Origin of the sequence: Thermoflexus sp. (assembly GCF_034432235.1) — a bacterium.
In the GTDB taxonomy this organism is placed as follows: Bacteria; Chloroflexota; Anaerolineae; order Thermoflexales; family Thermoflexaceae; genus Thermoflexus.
Window position 1 is genome coordinate 12105 of sequence record NZ_DAOUCJ010000104.1, and the last position, 14512, is coordinate 26616.

A 14512-nucleotide genomic window follows, 5' to 3' on the forward strand; every position below is an offset into this window, starting at 1 on the left:
ATACTCCTTTCTCCGTTCTCTGTCGGCGGCACGGACTCTTGGCGTCCAGTCTAGTCCAGTCTAATGGAAGAACGATCGGAAGGCCACCAGGAAACCGATCGCCACCACCGTCCGCCGCACCCAGATGCGATCGACTCGCCGCGCGATGGCAACGGAGGCATACCCCCCGGCCAGCGCGCCGATCGCCATCCACAGCACATCCCCCCAGAGCACAGCGCCGGACTGGATAAAGTAAAGCGCGGCGATCCCATTGATGGTGAACGCCAGCACGTTTTTCAACCCGTTCATCTGATGGATATCCGTCAGCCCCATCAATTCCAGGGCGGCCAGCATCAGGATGCCGATCCCCGCCCCAAAGTATCCCCCATAGAATCCCACCAGAAGCTGGAAGAAGACAAGAGCAGCCCACCGCCGGACAGAGATCGAGGTCGTGGACCGCGGCAGCCAGCGCTGGAGCTGAGGGCCGATCATCAAGAGGATCGTGGCGAACAGCAATAGATAGGGGATGATCCCCCGGAACGTCCGTTCCGGGGTGTGAAGCAGCACATACGACCCCAGGAATCCGCCGACCAGAGAGGGCCAGAATAGGATCAGCAGCCAGTGGCGGATCCGCTTGAGCTCGTAGCGAAATCCGAAAGCTCCGGCGAGGGATCCGGGAAGGAGGGCCACCGTGTTGGTGGCGTTGGCCAGGATCGGATGGCGGCCCAGCCACAGCAACGCCGGAAAGGATACCAGAGTCCCCCCGCCTGCGATGGCGTTCATCGCCCCGGCGATAAAAGCGGCCATGAAGACAATGGGCGCATCCCGCATGAAGCTCCTCCGCCCCCATAGATGGCTGATGCCAGTGATTTTACTGGAGAACAGCGGGACGTACGCGAGGCCACAAGTGGATCGCAAACGCGAAGACCCCCAGCGCTTCCAGGCCAGCCCCTACGGCCAGCCCAACGCCCCATCCGGCGGCCCCGGCCAGACCGGCGCTGAGAGCACCGGCGTTCAATAACCCGAAGGAAGCCCAGGCCCACCCCGCCCGCCCGCGCGGATCCCCGGGGCGCTCCAGGGCAAACCGCGGGAAGATCCAGTAGGCCACCCCGAAGGCCAGCTGAACGGTCCAGCCGATGAAGAGGCTGTGGATATGCCATGGGAGCAGGCGCATCACCCACGGCGCATAGGGGAAGGCCTTGTGAGCCAGCATCAGGCCTCCAATCAGGAAACCGAGCGCCAGATGCCCGAGAGCCGCACGGATCATGCAACGACTCAACCGCGGCATCTCACTTCCCCTTCACCCGGGGCCAGAGCAGCCCCGTGAAGATCCATCCCGCCGCCACCAGGGCCATAGCGCTCAGCAACAGGCCCCAGCGGGCGATGGGCTGCGGATCCACGGCGACCCACGGCTCGCAGATCGCCCGCAGGATCAGCCCGCCGTTCAACAGAAAGAAGACCGACCAGGCCAGGGCCTCGTTTCCCCGAGGGCGCTCCTTCGAGAGCGGCGGGAACATCCACCAGGCCACCCCGATGATGAACTGGGCCACGCCGCCCAGCATGAACAGGTGGAAATAAACCGGGCTGGCGGCAGCCAGGACCGGGGGCAGCGCTACGAGGCGCCCCAGCCCCAGCAGCCACCCCAGGAGCAGCGCCACGGCGAGATGAACCAGGGCGGCTCGGAGAAACCAGCGGGTTACACGCGGCATCCGGTCTCCTCCGATACGGGCCCTCACGGCCAACCGCGGACGATGAAAAGCGAGAACGCCATCGCCATCAAGCTGGCCAGCAGCGTCAGCCGGGCCAGCCAGGAGGCCAGCCGGCGCCAGCGGGCCGCCTCGTCCCCCTCCGGGTTCGTCTCCAGCGCCCGGGTCGCCCGGGGCCCCGCCCAGAAATCATGCAACGCGTTGCATCCGATGACCATAACCACCGCGAGCAGCTTCCCGGCCAGCGCCCGCCCGAAAGCGCCCCGCCAGAACGCCGGATCCAGCACGAGCCCCAGCGTCACCTCCCGGGCGGCCAGGTTGATCAGACCAGTAAGGATCAGAACCCCGATGGCGATCCAGCCCATGGTCCGGAACCGCAGGCCCAGGGCCTGGAGAAGCGCCGGGGAGAGGGCGCGGAACGCCGGCTGGCGAAGAGCCGGGACGACGGCGAGGGCCAGGAAGAGTTGCCCGCCGATCCAGAAGATCGCTGTTAGCAGATGCAGGCCCACGGCAATGAAATAGAGAGTCCGCATCGATCGCGCCTCCTGGCCGGGGATCCCCGCCCAGGATCCAGCATACCCCAACGCCCCCAGCGCCACCTTGCTTCAAGTCAAAGTCCAGCCCGTCCCTCTCGTCACAGATCCTGGAGCCGAACCTGGAGCTCGTAAAGGGAGAGCACGAACCTGAACGCGTCCCTCGGTCACGCTCACGATGGCCCCTTTCATCAGAGCTTCTCGATAGTGTTCGATAATGTGCAACAATGTGCAACAAATAGCGGTTGACGTTATCGGGGCGCATGTTCCGTAGGCGAAACACAATGACGCTGGGTAAGCGGGCACCACCGGCAGCAACCAGCTCACTGAAATCCAGATCATGGGTCAAAAGCACGCGGTTCTCTTCCCGGGCTTTGGCCAAAATCGCCTGGTCTTCGAGACGCTCAAGACCCTCTTCATGGAGGTGGACAGCATCATACCCCGGGCTGCGGAGGAAATGTGCGGTTTTCGGAGAGATTCCCACATCGGCGAGAAACTTCATGCTGAACCTGGCTCTAACGCATAGTTTGCTTCTTCAGCCAACCAGGCCGCATAACGTAAGGCTTGTCGAATGTCTTCCGGCTCCAGATATGGATAAGCTTCTATGATCTCTTCAACGCTCATGCCATTAGCGAGCAGATTCAGAATCAGCGAGACAGTGATTCGCATGCCGCGAATGCATGCTCGCCCCCATGACATTTCGATCAAAAGTGATCCGATCAAAACCTGGTACCGAAATCATATTCCGCCTCCTATTGACGACAAGAGGCAACGCATGGCCCTTTGAAGTATAGTCGCAAGCAGAGCATGGTCAAACGCTTCACGCTCACCACCCATTGGATCTCCATCATCGAAGTCCTTCGCCGGCTGGCGAAGAACCAAGACGACCGCGAGGGCCTGGCAAAACTGCCCACCGATCCAGCATCGCCGTTAGCAAATGCAAGCCCATGGCGATGATATGGAGCTCCAGCTTTGAAATAATGACTGAAAACTTGAAGAAGATGCCAGAACGCTTTATCTTTATAATGGCCATACGCCTGTAGTCCGAAGAGCGGATCTCAAGGAGACCTCCCATGCGAAAAGCCCTCGCGGGGGTTTATCCGCTTTGCCTCGTTCTTGTTCTGAGTCTGAGCGGGCTTGTCGCTTACACCGCGCACGCCCACGCGGAGATAGATCGCTGCGAACCATCGCCGGGGTCCTCCATCCTGTCTCCCCCTTCGGAGGTGCGCTGCTGGTTCACCGAGGAGCTGGATCCGAAGGGGAGCACTCTCTCCGTCCTCGACGCCGAAGGGAACGCCGTGGATCGCGGAGACGCCCACGTCGACCTGAACGATCCAGATCGCAAGCAACTGGTGGTTTCCCTGGATCCAGGCCGGATGAAACCCGGAACCTACACGGTGCGCTGGCGCACACGTTCAGCGGAAGATGGCGATATTGCCGAAGGGACCTTTGTTTTCACACTTCAGCCAGCCCCCGCTTTCATGGCTTCCCCACTGCCTACCCCTTCCCCTACACCGACAGCTCCCGTATCGCAACCCGCCTCGATTCCGCTCTTTCTCACGAGCACTCCGACCCCCTTCTTTCCTCCTACCGCCCACCTGAGGCTTCCCCGATGGGCACTGCCGGGAGCCGCCCTGATCGCCCTGGTCCTCCTTGGGATCGCCGCGCTGGCCATCCGCCGGCGTGGATAAACCCGGATCGGAGGGATTCTCTGTGCGCTGGCGGTTGGGAGGATGGATTCTTCTGATGCTGCTCGGGGCGCTGGCTATCGTGCCGCCGGCCATGGCCCATGCCTTCCTGGTCCAATCCGATCCGGCCCCTGGATCCCAGCTGGAAGCGCCACCTCGCTGGGTGCGGCTATGGTTCAGCGAGCCGGTGGATCCCGCCCTCAGCCGCATTGAGGTCTACGACAAGGCGCGCCGCCGGGTGGATCGAGGGGATCTCATAGCCGATCCCAACGATCCCCGTCGCCTTCAGATCGCTCTGGAGCCGATCCCGGAAGGCGCTTATACCGTCGTCTGGCAGGCGTTCTCCCGGGTGGACGGCCATCTCACCCGCGGATTCTTCAGTTTCGCGGTCGGGCGGGCGGTGATCCCGGGCGCGAGCGCCTCGACGGTCTCGTTCCCGCTCTGGGCCCTTGGGCTTCAGGGAATCCATCGACTCGCCTTCCTGATCGGGTTCGGCCTGTTGATTTTCTACGAATGGATCTTCCGGCCTGCGGTGGAAACTCTGGGACCAACGGGCCAGCCCCTCGCCTGGATCGGGGCACGCAGGATCCACGCGGTCTTCCTCTTCGCCCTGATGGCTGAAGGGCTGCAGGCGATCGCCCAGTTCCTCGCCCTGACCCCGGATCTGCCTCCCACGGCCCAAAGCGCGCTCCTGGAACGAGTGGGGACCGAGGCATTGATCCGAGGGGCCATGATAAGCGGGGCGATGCTGATGGGGATGGCCCCTCGTGGAGCCCAGCGAAGCCTCCGGCTTCCGAGGGCCCTCCTCGTTTTGGGCGCGCTCGGGACGTTTTCGACGACCAGCCACGGGGCCGCCCTGGGGACCTTCTCCGCATGGCTTTTCGATTTTCTCCACCGCGTCTGGGCTGCCCTCTGGATCGGAGGACTCTTCGGATTGGCCGGCACGCTGGGGACATTGCGGGTCCTCCCACCGGGCACGCGCCGGCTCTATCTCGCCATCGCCGTGCCCCGCTTCTCCCGCCTTGCCCTCCTCAGCGTCATCGGCCTGGCGATCACTGGCCTCTATAATGCATGGATCGAAGTGGGGACGCCAGATTGGATATGGAGGACTTCTTACGGCCGATTGCTTATCGCCAAGTCCGCGCTCCTGACGTTGCTTCTGCCCATCGCTGCCTGGAATCGATTCCGGATGCAGCCTCGCTTTGCCCAGGGGAATGGGCATGCGGAGCAGGCCATCGGGCCCTTCCAGAAATTGGTTCTCGGGGAAGTGCTGGGGGTGATAGCCATTGTAGCCCTGGCCATTGGGCTTGCGGCGACACCGCCGCCCCGTTCGCTGCCCTCGACCGGGGCGGTCGCCCCGGCCCGCATCCTCCTCGGCCGGCCCGCGGAAGACTTGCGTCTCCGGCTGGCCCTCATCCCTTCGGATACGCCCCGCCGCTTTGAGATCGAGATCACCGATCCACGGGGAAGCCCCCTGCCTGACCTCCAGCGGGTGATCATGGAACTGACCCTGCTGGACTCGGACATCGGGGTCCGACGGGTTCGGGCGCAGCTCCAGCCGGATGGCCACTGGCTTGCGGAAGAGACCCTCTCCCTGCCCGGCTTCTGGCGGATCCGGGTGATCGTCCGCCGGCAGGGTCGCGAGGATGTCTCCAGCGACTTCCCCTTCTACCAGCCAGGCGGTCCTCTGGCGACCGCTTCGAACGATCCCCAGGCCCTGGCGCTTCTGCAGCGCGCGGATGAGGCCATGAACCGCCTGCAAACGGCCCGAATGGAGGAGGAGCTCAACGATGGGGATGGACGCGTTCTTTTCGCCACGTATGCGTTCCAGGCGCCCGATCGCATGCGGCTGCAGATCGAGGGCGGCGCATCCTCCATCACAATCGGGAAGGTCCAGTATGTGGAAGAGGATGGGCGCTGGCAGATGCTCACCCTGGCGGATCCCTTCCGGTTCCCGGATTTTCAGAACGCCCGGACGGTGGAAGCCGCGCGCCTCGGGCGGGAGGAACCGCTGGGCGAGGCTCGGACCCGAGTGGTTGTCGCCCGGGCCCTCTCCGGGCGTCTAACGCTGGCCTTCTGGATCGATGAGGATAATTTCCACCTTCACCAGGTGATGATGGCGGGCCCCGGCCACTTTATGGTTCAGCGCTATCGCGACTTCAACGCCCCGCTCGCTATCGAGCCGCCAGCAGACGCTCCCCGCGCTCCCTGAGCCAGCACAGGGGGCTTCCCCTGACGCCCATCGGGTCCGGTCATGTTATCCCTTTCGCTTTTTAGATACGCGACTTCGTGCGGGGCGTCGCCTCACCCCGCGCGACCGATCCGAAGACATAAGCGGCCGCTACATCCAGCTGGGCGGCAAGAAAAGCGATCAAAGGCTCCAGCCCGCGCGCCGGGGTCGATCGTCGGAATCCGCGCTCCCTCCGGTCCATTGATCCATCATCCCCATGGATGCCAAACCGCTGCTCGCCGTGATCCTATAATAATCCTTCCGCCAGCCACTCGGCGAGATGCAGGGCGCGAACCGGAAGGCCCTGGCGGTGCAGGCCGCCACCGATGTGCATCAGGCAGCTCCAGTCGCATCCCAGGACGACCTCCGCGCCGGTGGAACGGATGGCCTGGATCTTCCGGGCGAGCATCGCCCCGGAAACCGCTTCGAAGTGCACGGAGAAGAGGCCTCCGAACCCGCAACAGGCTTCCGCATCCGGCAACGGATGGTAAGCCGCCCCGGTCGCCCGGATCAGGCGCTCCGGCGCCTCCCGCACCCCCAGCATCCGCAGGAGATGACACGAAGGGTGATACGTTACCCTCCCTTCCCGTCGAACCCCCAGGTCCTGGATCCCCAGCACATCGATCAGATACTGGCTGAGCTCACAGGTTTGCGCGGCCAGCGCCTCCCAGCGCGCGTAAAGAGGGCGCCCTTCCAGCAAGGCCCGATAGCCGTGGCGGATCATCGCCGCGCATGAGCCGGAGGGGACCACCACCGGGAGATCGGGGTCGAAGGTCCGCACCCAATGTTCGGCCATGGCCCGGGCCTCCTGCCAGCGCCCGACGTTGAAGGCCGGCTGCCCGCAGCACGTCTGGGCCTCCGGAAAGCGCACCGTGACGCCGATCCTTTCCAGCAACTGCACGGTCGCGATCCCGATCTCCGGCCGCAACCAGTCCACCAGGCATGTCACGAAGAGCTGAACCATCCGGCTCATCCGGCCTCCTCGATCAGAAAGGCGATCACCTCCTTCGGCCCGTGCACACCCAGCGTGAGCGTCTTCTCGATATCCGAGGTCCGGCTGGGGCCGGTGATGGCGATCAGCGCGCTGCTCTCCTCGATCCACTCCATCAGGGCCCCGGACGACCGGGCCTCCCTCAGCCAGGCGGCCAGGCATGAGAAGACCTGAACTCGCCGGACCAGGGCGATGTGCAGGGGGGGCAACAAGGAGGCGCAACGCATCCCTCCGGCGCCTCCCGCCACCCACAGCGTCCCGGTGTCCGCAAAGGCGGCCAGCACATCGGTGATCCCGGCCTCCGCCATCGCCCAGCGCCCCAGCCCGAGGTAGCGCGGCCCTTCCTCTCGGGGAAGGCCCCCGCTCATCACCGCCAGCCCCGCGTCCTCCAGCGCCGGGATCAGGCCCGGATAAGCATGCGCGGTTCGGGCATCGACCAGGACGTGCCGGATCTTCCGTTCCCGCAGCCGGGCGACCACCTCTCGGATCGCTTCCGCCTCGGTGGCGCACCGGACCCCCTGAACGCCGATCTCCGCCCATGAAGCCCACAATCGCTGAACCGCCTCCTCGCTCCCCGGCGGGGCCTCCAGCGGCATGGCGGGCACAGGCTCCAGTGGGACAGCCCGGCGCGTGACCCGGCGTCGCACCGCCTCCAGCACCGGATGATTCATTCGCCACCTCCCTTCCGGGATGTCCACCAATCCCGAAACGCCGGTCGCTGGGGAACCGGGAAGTCTCGAACGGCCGTCCAGGCTCCCAGCGGTCCGAGCCCCCGGCGCAGCCAGCCTTCCCGGCCCAGGCGGCGCAGGAGACCCATCGCCCAGCGTCCAACACGCGCCCATAGCGAAGGATGGCGGGCCGCCTGGGCATACGCCCGCAGCCCGATCCGCTCCCAGGCCGGCAGCAAGCTTCCCGCCCGCATCTGCCGCCAGCGGACCAGGAGATCGGGAATCGGGATGCGCACGGGGCAGATCTCCTGGCAGGCTCCGCACAGGCTGCTGGCGTAAGCGAGCTCCGCGCCGTCCCCATCCCCCAGCATTGGCGTGATGATGGATCCGATGGGGCCGGGATACACACTCCCGTAGGCGTGGCCTCCGATCGCCTGATAGACCGGGCATGCATTCAGGCAGGCGCCGCACCGGATGCAATAGAGCGCCTCCTCCAGCGGCGTCCCCAACCAGCGGGAGCGGCCGTTGTCCACCAGCACCACATGGAGCTCCTCCGGCCCATCCGGCTCCTCCCGACGGCGGGGGCCCGTCAGGAAGGACGTGTAGGCGGTGAGGGCTTGGCCAGTGGCGCTGCGGGCCAGCACCCGCAGCATGATCTCAGCGTCCTCCCATGTAGGCACCACCCGCTCAATGCCCATCAAGGCCACGTGGATCGGCGGCAGGGTGGTCACCATACGGCCGTTCCCCTCATTAGTTACCAGCACCAGGGTCCCAGTCTCCGCGATCCCGAAGTTCACCCCGCTGATCCCCATCCGGGCGTCCAGGAAAACCTGGCGCAGGGCGCGGCGGGCCGCCGCGGTCATCTCCGGGATCTCATCGGTAGGAGGCATGCCCAGATGCTTCTGGAAAAGCTTCGAGACATCCTCCCGACGCTTATGGATCGCCGGGGTGATGATATGGGAAGGCCGTTCCCCGGCCAGCTGGATGATGAACTCCCCCAGGTCCGTTTCCACCACCCGGATCCCGGCGGCCTCCATGGCGTGGTTCAGGCCGACCTCCTCGCTGACCATCGATTTGCTTTTCACCACCATGGCGACGCCCCGGGACCGTGCCAGACTCACGATATAATCGCAGGCCTCGCGAGCGGTAGCGGCCCAGAAGACTTTCCCTCCGTGTCGCTCCACCTCCCGGGCGAACTGTTCGAGATAACGATCCAGATGAGCGATGGTGTGAGCGCGGATCGCCCGGGCGCGATCACGGACCGCCTCCGCGTCGGGGAGATCCGCGAACGCCTTCGAGCGGCTGATGAGGAAAGAGCGGGTGGCCCGCTGCAAGGCCTCCTGAAGAGGAGCGTTTCCCAGGCTCTCCCGAATACGGGATCGAAAAGCCGGGCTGGGGATGGACATGCGGATCGCCTCCAGAAAGAGCTCTGGCTCGAGTTTAGCGCAGATGGCTCCATTGCCAATTCGAATCCTGAGGAGCTCGATAGGAACGCTTTGTAGGATGGGCTATCGCGGAGAAGGCAGGCCCTCTTCGGCGGCCCGCACGCCACAAGAAGATATTGTCCCCTCTGTCAACAGGTTGGGGGATGGAACGGCAGCAAAACGGCCCCCGATGGCTATCCAGAGAAATCCAGCACAGCGCCTTTGGAGGGAACAAGAATAGAGGAAACGAAACGTTCATAAGCCTCATCCCATAACCCGGAAGGCCGAGGCTCATAGATCGCAGGAGCAAACGAACGATGGATCACCTCACGAGCCTGCGTGAGACCACCGACATAACCCAACGCGATCGCTTGTACCATCAGATTTCCAATCGCCGTCGCCTCCACGGGGCCAGCCAGGACCGGACGCCTGGTCGCATCTGCAGTCCACTGACAGAGCATGGCATTTCGAGCTCCACCACCCACGATATGGATCACCGGGATGGGGCGACCCAACAGCTCCTCCAGGCGCTCGATCACCCAGCGGTACTTCAGTGCTAGGCTCTCCAGGATACAGCGGACGATCGCTCCGGGCTCCTCGGGAACAGGCTGACCGGTTTCCCGGCAAAACGCCTGAATGCGGATAGGCATATCCCCAGGGGGAAGAAAACGAGGATCATCCGGGTCAATCAGGGAGCGAAGCGGAGGTGCTGCCTCCGCCTGGCGGACCAGGGCCTCGTAATCCCAGGCCTGATGAACCCTTCCCGCAGCACGGACCTTTGAGAACTCCTCATCCTCTGCCTCCAGAGACAGCCCTGCCTTTCGAGCCCAGGTTCGCCGGCACTCCTGGAGCAGCCACAGGCCCATCACGTTTTTCAACAATCGAAAGGTTCCCTCCACCCCGCCTTCGTTGGTGAAGTTATAGCGTCGCGCTGGCTCCTGGATTACCGGCGCTCGAACCTCCACTCCCACCAGCGACCACGTCCCGGAGCTGATATACGCCGCATCCGGATGCTGGAAAGGCACGGCGGCCACAGCGGATCCGGTATCGTGACTGGCCGGGGCCACCACCCGCGTCCCGGAGAGGCCGAGCTCATCGGCCACCTCCCTCAGAAGCGGACCCAGCACCGTGCCCGGGGGTCGGATCTCGGGAAACAGATGCGTAGGGATTCCCAGACGCTCCAGCATATCCCGGGCCCAGTCGCGATGAAAGGGATCATAGCACTGGGTGGTGGTCGCATTGGTGAACTCGCAAATCGCCACTCCGCTCAGCCAGTAATGGAACAGATCAGGGATCGTGAGGAACGTCTGAGCGATCTCCAGCTGGGGATCCCCGCGAAGGACCATTGAAAATAGCTGATACAATGTATTGATGGGCATAAATTGAATGCCTGTGCGAGCATAAATTTCCTCCGGCGGCACCCGCCGGAAGACCTCCTCCATCATCCCTTCCGTGCGCCGATCCCGGTAGTGGACCGGATTCCCGATCAGCTTGCCCTGGCGATCCAGAAGGGCGAAATCGACCCCCCAGGTGTCCACCCCAATGGAAACGATGGATCCACCCGCCATACGAGCGGCCCGTGCGATCCCCTCCTTGATCCCATAGAAGAGGCGTAAGATATCCCAATAAAGGGTTCCATGAGCTTGAACAGGGACGTTAGGGAAACGATGGGCTTCCCGAATGGAGAGCCGCCCATCCTCCAGGGATCCCAGGATGACCCGTCCGCTTTCCGCTCCCACGTCCACAGCGATCATCCGGATCATAGGCACCCCCAATCAGGAATCCGCGCGGCTATCGGCCGCATCCTCTATCAGATTACTGGACGTAAGAAGCGGCCTCAGCAGCGACTCCATCTCTGGCTGCCTCATCGCACATATGCAGCCGAGACCCCGCCGTCCACTGTCAGGATCCCCCCAGTTGTTTTTGCCGAGCGATCCGAAGCGAAGAAGAAAATAGCTTCAGCCACATCCTCCGGATAGACGTTGACCTTCAAAGTAGTGCGCTGGCGGTAATACTCCTCCAGCTGTTCGGGGGAGATGCCGTAGGTACGGGCGCGCTCCTCACGCCATCGCGTATCCCAGATGCTGGAGCCGCGGATCACGGCGTCCGGACAGACCACATTCACCCGCACACCGATCTCGCCGCCTTCCTCCGCCAGACAACGGGCCAGATGGACCTCTGCCGCCTTGGCTGAACTGTAAGCCGCCGCATTCTTCCCGGCCACCAGAGCGTTCTTTGAAGCCACAATGACCATGCTTCCCCCTACCCCCTGCGCCTTCCAGATCCGGAAAGCCTCCCGGGCCACCAGGAAGTATCCCCGCACCAGGACGTGATAAAGACGATCCCAATCCGCCGTGGACGTTTCGGTGATCGGAGCGGAGTGGGCGATTCCCGCGTTATTGACCACGATATCCACGCCCCCATAGGTCAGGACCACCCGGCGGAAGGCCTCGATGACCTGGCGCTCATCCGTAACGTCGCATGGGACGGCCATCCCCCTCCCCTCGCCGTAACGGGACGTCAGGTCCGCCGCCACGCCTTCCGCTCCTTCTCGGTTGATATCCAGGATCACCACGTGAGCCCCTTCCTGAGCCATCCGGTAGGCTGTTGCTCGACCGATGCCAGAGGCCCCACCGGTGATAACCACCACGCGCCCTGCCAACTCCCGCTCCGGCGGGCGCAGCGTCAGCTTGTAAAGCTCCAGCGGCCAGTATTCCACCGCAAAAGCTTCCGCTGGCGTGAGCGAGACGAAGCGATCGAGGGCGGTAGCCCCCCGCATCACCGCGATGGCTCGGTGATAGAGATCCCGGGCCACCCCGGCCATGAAGGCATCCTTGCCCGTGGCGATGAGCCCCAAACCTGGAATCAAAATGATTCGCGGAGCGGGATCCATCATCGTGTCCTGGGGCCCTCGGTTCTCCTCGAAATACCGAACGTAAGCCTCCCGGTAGTGCTCCACCTCCTCAACCAGACGAGCCTTCAAACCTTCCAGATCCGAGCCGTCCCAGTCAATGAACAACGGCCAGTGCTTGGTATGAACGAGATGGTCCGGGCATGCGGAGCCAACCAGGGCGATCTCCCGCGCCCGCTCGCTGCCCACAAAGTCCAGCACCTCCGGGCTATCGTCATAGCGAAGGATATGACGGCGGGTCCGACTCACCGCGCCCCGCAGGAGCGGGAGCAGCTCGGCCATAATCGCCCGGCGTCGATCCTCCGGCAGCGCGGGAACCCGTACCCCGCCGAAGATCCGTCGTCCCATCGCCCGCTCAGCAATATAATCCTCTGCTTCCTGGATGATCCGGATAGTATTTTCATAACATGAACGGGCATCCTCTCCCCATGTCACCAGGCCGTGCTTAGCCATCACCACGCACTCTGCCTGCGGGTTGGCTCGCACCGCCTCGGCGATCCATTTACTCAGCGTGAAGCCGGGTCGCACATAAGGGACCCAGACCGCTCGCCCCCCGAACAGCCGTCGCACGTGCTCCGGGCCGTTCTCCGAAGTGGCCAGGCTGACGATGGCGTCCGGATGGGTGTGATCCACATGAGGGGCAGGTATGAAAGCATGGAGCAGGGTCTCAATCGAAGGGCGAGGCATTCCCGGCTTCAGGTAGCAATGCGCGAGATAGTCCACCATTTCTTCATCCGAGAGGCTTTCCCGTTCCATTAGAGGAAGCACATCCTCCAGCCGAAGGGCCGCGAATCCCTGCAGGGTGATCGTGGCCAGATCCGATCCTGAGCCCTTCACCCAGAGCACCCGCACCGGGCGTCCACGGAAATCGCGCTCCATTAGCTTGGCCGAGGTGTTCCCTCCAAAGATGTTGCACACGCTCCGATCAGCCCCCAGCAGGCGGGAGCGATAGACCAGCAGCTCCAGCTCACTTAAACCCGCCGCCTCCGCCTCATTCCAGAGGTTGCGCGGCATCCCTTATCCCTCCCTCAATATCACGCCTGGACAGAATATCAGGATGCGCCAGGATAGCCACTGGCCACCATGGCGACTCCCCGTTCCCGGGCCACCTTCTCCGCATATCCACTTCGCCGGAAGGCTCCAACAGGATCTGGATCCAACCCCATTTCCAGGCGCACCTGAGCCAGCAACGGCCGCACATCCGTCTCATAAGCCTCCAGGAGGACTCGATGGGCCTCTAGAACATCCCCGGCCTCCTGGGCCTCTCGCAACCGCTTCCGATCCACCAGCAGCGCCTTTGCGTAGGCGGTCTGGATATTGACCACCGACTGGATCATCGCCTCGATCTTGGGCTCAATGTTATGAGACTGATCGATCATGTAGGCCACCGCTCGCGCTGTATCCGCCGTCCGCGGATCCCGCTCAGCGGCCACCAGCTCATTGAAAATCAGAAAGAGCTCGAAGGGATTGATCGAACCGACAATCAAGTCGTCATCCGCGTATTTGCGGTTATTGAAATGGAAACCGCCTAGCCGGCCCTCGTCCAAAAGAAAGGCCACGATATGCTCGATATTGGTACCCTGAGGGTGATGTCCGGTATCCACCAGGACTTGGGCCCGGGGCCCCAGATGTGTGGCAAGGACGTAGGCCATGCCCCAGTCGGCAAGATCCGTGTGGTAAAAGGCGGGCTCGAAGAATTTATACTCGATCAGCATCCGCATCCCGGGCGGCATCCGCCGATATACCTCAGACAGCGCCTCCAGCATCCGGTGTTTGCGAGCCCGGAAATCGTCCTGGCCAGGATAATTCGTTCCATCGGCGAACCAGAGGCTTAGAATGGAGGAGCCCACCTTCTCTGCGATCTCAACGCACTCCAGCATGTGCTCCACAGCCCGACGCCGCACCCGCGGATCCGGATGGCAGACACTTCCCAGTTTATAATCATCCTCCTGAAACAAATTGGGGTTGACTGCTCCGATTTGCAGGCCCAGATCCGCGGCGTATTGCTTTAATCCCTCCCAATCCTCCACCTTATCCCACGGGATATGGATCGCTACCGTCGGACAGACGCCGGTGAGGCGATGCACCACCGCCGCGTCGGCCAGCTTTTCATAGATGTTGCGAGCGGCCCCCGGCCATGCAAAAACTTTAAACCGCGTGCCGGAATTCCCATACCCCCACGAGGGCGTCTCAATCCGCTGGCGCTTCAGCGCCATCTTGACAGCCTCAACATCGATCCCCCGACGGGCGAGGGATTCCGCCAGGTGCTCATATCCAGGGGCGTTCGCCATGGTTCCCTCCTCCTTCTGAAGGAATCCGGAGGGTCTTCCGGGATTCTGAAACCGGGGGAGGGCCTTTCGACCCTCCCCCGAGATCCATACC

General features: G+C 63.4%; 12 protein-coding genes and 2 pseudogenes. 2 read left to right on the forward strand and 12 right to left on the reverse strand.

Annotated features, from left to right (window positions below):
• Positions 1–60: 60 nt before the first annotated feature.
• The 6 genes and pseudogenes from VAE54_RS12195 to VAE54_RS12215 all read right to left on the reverse strand — a co-directional run bounded on the left by VAE54_RS12195 (position 61) and on the right by VAE54_RS12215 (position 2960).
• On the reverse strand, positions 61–810 hold the full coding sequence (locus VAE54_RS12195; RefSeq protein WP_322802245.1) for a sulfite exporter TauE/SafE family protein: 750 nt from the start codon (positions 808–810) through the stop codon (positions 61–63).
• Between the two features lie 40 nt (positions 811–850).
• On the reverse strand, positions 851–1267 hold the full coding sequence (locus VAE54_RS12200; RefSeq protein WP_322802246.1) for a hypothetical protein: 417 nt from the start codon (positions 1265–1267) through the stop codon (positions 851–853).
• 1 nt (position 1268) lies between these two features.
• Positions 1269–1688 (reverse strand): hypothetical protein, encoded by a 420-nt coding sequence (locus VAE54_RS12205; protein WP_322802247.1) that lies wholly within the window; start codon positions 1686–1688, stop codon positions 1269–1271.
• Positions 1689–1711: 23 nt separating this feature from the next.
• Positions 1712–2218, reverse strand: coding sequence for a DUF4149 domain-containing protein (locus VAE54_RS12210; protein ID WP_322802248.1), 507 nt, complete (start codon positions 2216–2218; stop codon positions 1712–1714).
• A 268-nt stretch (positions 2219–2486) separates the two neighbouring features.
• Positions 2487–2720: pseudogene (locus tag VAE54_RS14670) on the reverse strand (DUF5615 family PIN-like protein); the annotation flags it as partial.
• Positions 2717–2960, reverse strand: a pseudogene (locus VAE54_RS12215) (DUF433 domain-containing protein). The pseudogenes VAE54_RS12215 and VAE54_RS14670, both read right to left, overlap by 4 nt.
• Positions 2961–3291: 331 nt before the next feature.
• Between VAE54_RS12215 and VAE54_RS12220 the strand changes: the two are divergent.
• The gene (locus tag VAE54_RS12220; RefSeq protein WP_322802249.1) at positions 3292–3909 is read left to right on the forward strand and encodes a copper resistance protein CopC; all 618 of its coding nucleotides are present in this window, start codon (positions 3292–3294) and stop codon (positions 3907–3909) included.
• A gap of 22 nt (positions 3910–3931) precedes the next feature.
• The gene (locus VAE54_RS12225) at positions 3932–6118 is read left to right on the forward strand and encodes a CopD family protein (protein ID WP_322802250.1); all 2187 of its coding nucleotides are present in this window, start codon (positions 3932–3934) and stop codon (positions 6116–6118) included.
• 265 nt (positions 6119–6383) lie between these two features.
• Here the strand turns inward: VAE54_RS12225 and VAE54_RS12230 are convergent, their stop codons facing one another.
• From VAE54_RS12230 to rhaI, 6 genes are all read right to left on the reverse strand, one after another.
• Complete coding sequence (locus VAE54_RS12230; RefSeq protein ID WP_322802251.1) at positions 6384–7109, reverse strand: (Fe-S)-binding protein; 726 nt, start codon at positions 7107–7109, stop codon at positions 6384–6386.
• A complete protein-coding gene (locus tag VAE54_RS12235) occupies positions 7106–7798 on the reverse strand; it encodes a LutC/YkgG family protein (protein WP_322802252.1) in 693 nt (230 codons plus the stop codon). Before VAE54_RS12235 ends, VAE54_RS12230 begins: the two co-directional genes overlap by 4 nt.
• Complete coding sequence (locus VAE54_RS12240; RefSeq protein ID WP_322802253.1) at positions 7795–9201, reverse strand: LutB/LldF family L-lactate oxidation iron-sulfur protein; 1407 nt, start codon at positions 9199–9201, stop codon at positions 7795–7797. The genes VAE54_RS12235 and VAE54_RS12240 overlap by 4 nt, the downstream gene beginning before the upstream one ends.
• Before the next feature lie 212 nt (positions 9202–9413).
• Entirely contained in the window at positions 9414–10982 is a 1569-nt protein-coding gene (locus tag VAE54_RS12245; RefSeq protein ID WP_322802254.1) for a rhamnulokinase family protein, read from the reverse strand.
• 101 nt (positions 10983–11083) lie between these two features.
• Positions 11084–13144, reverse strand: coding sequence for a bifunctional aldolase/short-chain dehydrogenase (locus VAE54_RS12250; protein ID WP_322802255.1), 2061 nt, complete (start codon positions 13142–13144; stop codon positions 11084–11086).
• Positions 13145–13182: 38 nt separating this feature from the next.
• Positions 13183–14421, reverse strand: a complete 1239-nt coding sequence (gene rhaI / locus VAE54_RS12255) for an L-rhamnose isomerase (protein WP_322802256.1) — start codon at positions 14419–14421, stop codon at positions 13183–13185.
• Positions 14422–14512 lie beyond the last annotated feature (91 nt).

Bases quoted from the DNA above. Each gene is read 5' to 3' on its own strand.
- VAE54_RS12195 (WP_322802245.1), bottom strand. From the start codon at position 810: ATGCGGGATGCGCCCATTGTCTTCATGGCCGCTTTTATCGCCGGGGCG.
- VAE54_RS12210 (WP_322802248.1), bottom strand. From the start codon at position 2,218: ATGCGGACTCTCTATTTCATTGCCGTGGGCCTGCATCTGCTAACAGCG.
- VAE54_RS12230 (WP_322802251.1), bottom strand. From the start codon at position 7,109: ATGAGCCGGATGGTTCAGCTCTTCGTGACATGCCTGGTGGACTGGTTG.
- VAE54_RS12240 (WP_322802253.1), bottom strand. From the start codon at position 9,201: ATGTCCATCCCCAGCCCGGCTTTTCGATCCCGTATTCGGGAGAGCCTG.
- VAE54_RS12205 (WP_322802247.1), bottom strand. From the start codon at position 1,688: ATGCCGCGTGTAACCCGCTGGTTTCTCCGAGCCGCCCTGGTTCATCTC.
- VAE54_RS12245 (WP_322802254.1), bottom strand. From the start codon at position 10,982: ATGATCCGGATGATCGCTGTGGACGTGGGAGCGGAAAGCGGACGGGTC.
- VAE54_RS12200 (WP_322802246.1), bottom strand. From the start codon at position 1,267: ATGCCGCGGTTGAGTCGTTGCATGATCCGTGCGGCTCTCGGGCATCTG.
- VAE54_RS12235 (WP_322802252.1), bottom strand. From the start codon at position 7,798: ATGAATCATCCGGTGCTGGAGGCGGTGCGACGCCGGGTCACGCGCCGG.
- VAE54_RS12250 (WP_322802255.1), bottom strand. From the start codon at position 13,144: ATGCCGCGCAACCTCTGGAATGAGGCGGAGGCGGCGGGTTTAAGTGAG.
- VAE54_RS12220 (WP_322802249.1), top strand. From the start codon at position 3,292: ATGCGAAAAGCCCTCGCGGGGGTTTATCCGCTTTGCCTCGTTCTTGTT.
- rhaI (WP_322802256.1), bottom strand. From the start codon at position 14,421: ATGGCGAACGCCCCTGGATATGAGCACCTGGCGGAATCCCTCGCCCGT.